Below are 2,992 nucleotides of genomic sequence, written 5' to 3'. Positions count from 1 at the left end.
AATGGTGTGGTGTGCGAGCAAAACGCTAGGCGCGTATAGCACACCCTACGTTTGCAGTTCATCCAGGTCTGCAAACAACTGCAATGCCTCAGGGTTGGCCAGCGCATCGGTGTTTTTCACCGGCTGGCCATGCACCACATTACGCACCGCCAATTCGACGATTTTGCCGCTGATGGTGCGGGGAATATCCGCTACGGCAATGACCTTGGCCGGTACGTGCCGTGACGTGGTGTTAGCGCGGATTACCTCGCAGATGCGGCTTTGCAGCGCCTCATCCAACGTAACCCCCTCGCGCAGCCGCACAAACAACACCACACGCACATCGCCCTGCCATTGTTGGCCGATGGCGATGGACTCCAGTACCTCTTCGACCTTTTCCACCTGCCGATAGATTTCCGCGGTGCCGATGCGCACGCCACCGGGGTTAAGCACGGCATCTGAGCGGCCATGAATAATCAGGCTGCCGCGCGAGGTTTCTTCGGCGTAGTCGCCATGGGCCCAGATGCCGGGGAAGGTCTCGAAATAAGCGGCGCGGAATTTCTCGTCGTTTTTGTCATTCCAGAACACCACCGGAATACTCGGGAAGTGCTTGCTGCACACCAACTCGCCTTTTTCGCCGATCAGGCGTTTGCCGTCGTCGTTCCACACTTCGACCGCCATGCCCAGGCCCTTGCACTGGATTTCGCCGCGGTATACCGGCAACACCGGATTACCCAAGGCAAAGCAGGAAACGATATCGGTGCCGCCGGAAATAGACGACAGGCACACCTCGGCTTTAAAGGCGCGGTACACGTAATCAAAACTCTCGTGGGACAGCGGCGAGCCGGTGGACAAAATGGTTTTTAGCGCCTTGAGCGAGTGGCTTTTGGCAGGCTCGACTTCAGCCTTTTCCAACGCTGCCAGGTACTTGGCGCTGGTGCCGAAAATGCTGATGTTTTCGGCGTCGATCAGGTCCATCAAACGTTCTGGCCCGGGTTGGAACGGAGAACCATCAAACAGCACCAGTGTGGCGCCGATGGCCAAGCCTGAGACCAACCAATTCCACATCATCCAGCCGCAGGTGGTGTAGTAAAACAGCGTGTCGTCGGCCGTGAGGTCGGTGTGCAAACCGTGTTCTTTCAGGTGCTGCAGCAGCACACCGCCGGTGCCATGCACAATGCACTTGGGCACGCCGGTGGTGCCGCTGGAATAGAGGATATACAGCGGATGATCAAAGGCCACCTGGGTGAACTTCGGCTCGCCACCAGGTTGGAAAAACTCGCTCCAGAGCGCCACCTTGGCGTTGCTCTGATAGTCCTCCACGCGTGCCTCAGGACGGGAATAAGGCACCACCACTAGCTGCTGCAATGTTGGCATCTGCGCAAGAATTTCATTGAGCTTGTCGGTCTGGTCAATGCTGTTGCCGGCATAGCGATAACCGCCTGCGGCGATCAGCACCTTAGGCTCAATCTGACCAAAACGGTCGATCACCCCTTGGGTACCAAAGTCCGGCGAGCAAGACGACCAGGTTGCGCCGAGGCTTGTGGTAGCGAGCATGCCCACCACCGTTTGCCAGGTATTGGGCATCACCGCCGCCACCCGATCACCCTGGCCGACGCCGACTGCCGCCAACGCCTTTTGCAGCCCCGCCACCTGCGCGGCCAACTCGCGATAGGTCAGCACCTCACGGCCGCCATCCTCCGCAATGGCCACCAGCGCCGGGTGCTCATCGCGGCGGCGCAGCAAGTGCTCAGCAAAGTTCAGTGTGGAGCCTGGGAACCAGCGGGCACTGGGCATGTGCACGCCTTCTTCCAACACCCCATGCGCCGGGGTGCTAAAACGCACAGCAAAGAAATCGACAATCGCCTGCCAAAACGCCTCGCGCTCAGACACGCTCCACGCATGCAGCTGCGGATAGTCGGCCAGCTCAAGGTGATGACGGCTATTGATAAAGCGGCGGAAGGCGTCCATCTGGGTGGCGGCGACGCGGGCTGGGGAGGGTGTCCAGAGGGGCTGGGTCATAGCTGAAGTCCTGAGCGGAGCGTGGCGTGATTTTAGCGGCTAACCATCACCGTAGTTGACGCCGTTTCGCTTGAGGCGGTTCCTGCAAAATAACGGCTCAGCCTGCTGGTCAGGTATTGCCCCTTGGTGCGCACAGCACACCCTACGAGCTGCGAGGGTAGGGTGTGCTGTGCGCACCAGCGTTTTACCGGGGTTACTGCGCCAACCACCCGCCATCCATATTCCACGCTGCGCCACGCACCTGCACAGCGGCATCGCTGCATAAAAACAACGCTAATTCGCCCAATTGTTCCGGCGTGACGAAATCCAGCGAGGGCTGTTTTTCTGCGAGCAGGTCATGCCGTGCCTGTTGGGCATCGCCAGTGGCTTGGGCGCGGTCGTCGATTTGTTTTTGTACCAGTGGCGTCAGCACCCAGCCGGGGCAGATGGCGTTGCAGGTGACGCCGGTGGTGGCGGTTTCCAGAGCCACGCTTTTGCTTAGGCCCACCAGCCCATGTTTAGCGGCGACGTAGGCGCTTTTGCCGGCCGAGGCGGCCAGGCCGTGGGCGGAGGCGATATTGATGATGCGCCCCCAGTTGCGCTCACGCATGCCGGGCAGGGCCAGGCGGGTGGTGTGGAAGGCCGAGGTCAGGTTGATGGCGATAATGGCGTCCCAACGCTCGACGGGAAATTCTTCTACCGGCGCGACGTATTGGATGCCAGCGTTGTTAACCAGAATGTCGATGCCGCCAAAGTCGCGTTCGGCGTAGGCGATCAAGTCTTCGATTTCGTTCACCTTGGACACATCCGCCGGGTGATGGCCAACCTTGCCGCCAAATGCGCCCACCTCATTAATGGCTGCGCTGGCATCGCCAAAGCCGTTGAGCACCAGATTAGCGCCGGCTTTGGCCAGGACCAGGGCAATGCCTAAGCCAATGCCGCTGGTGGAGCCGGTAACCAGTGCGGTTTTGCCCGAAAGAGTCGTCATGAATACCTCACACAATGCCAGTGG

Annotated in this window: 2 protein-coding genes; both read right to left on the bottom strand. The window is 59.8% G+C overall.

The annotated features are described in order from the left end of the window. Positions 1–45: 45 nt before the first annotated feature. Positions 46–2,001: an acetoacetate--CoA ligase gene (locus tag AAAB16_RS02765; RefSeq protein WP_340661957.1), complete on the bottom strand. Its 1,956-nt coding sequence runs from the start codon at positions 1,999–2,001 to the stop codon at positions 46–48. Between the two features lie 193 nt (positions 2,002–2,194). Then, the gene (locus AAAB16_RS02760; protein WP_340661958.1) at positions 2,195–2,968 is read right to left on the bottom strand and encodes a 3-hydroxybutyrate dehydrogenase; all 774 of its coding nucleotides are present in this window, start codon (positions 2,966–2,968) and stop codon (positions 2,195–2,197) included. Positions 2,969–2,992: the final 24 nt, after the last annotated feature.

Origin of the sequence: Pseudomonas sp. (genome assembly GCF_037994325.1) — a bacterium.
Lineage (GTDB): Bacteria > Pseudomonadota > Gammaproteobacteria > Pseudomonadales > Pseudomonadaceae > Aquipseudomonas.
This window is presented reverse-complemented; position numbering and strand designations above follow the sequence as displayed.